The organism is Paraburkholderia sp. RL18-101-BIB-B (genome assembly GCF_046026985.1).
In the GTDB taxonomy this organism is placed as follows: domain Bacteria; phylum Pseudomonadota; class Gammaproteobacteria; order Burkholderiales; family Burkholderiaceae; genus Paraburkholderia.
The window spans coordinates 1-274 of the sequence record NZ_JARESV010000241.1; the positions used below are offsets into that span (position 1 = coordinate 1).

The window sequence follows — 274 nt, forward strand, 5'->3', positions numbered from 1 at the left end:
GGCGATCACCGTCGCGCCGAGCATGCCGCCGATCACGCCCGTGCCGATCGAATGCCGGCTGTTGGCCGACGCGCCCGTGGCAATGGCCAGCGGCACGCAGCCGAGAATGAACGCGAGCGACGTCATCACGATCGGCCGCAACCGTTCGGTCGCCGCGGTGACGGCGGAGTCGTACACCGACTCGCCGCCTTCGCGGTTCAGCACCGCGAACTCGAAGATCAGGATCGCGTTCTTCGCCGCGAGTGCGACCAGCATCGTCAGGCCGATCTGGAAG

The 274-nt window shown here is 67.9% G+C and carries 1 protein-coding gene; it reads right to left on the bottom strand.

The features are described 5' to 3' along the window. Positions 1-274: efflux RND transporter permease subunit (locus P0D73_RS46920; protein WP_408436593.1), on the bottom strand; the 274-nt coding region annotated here is incomplete at both ends.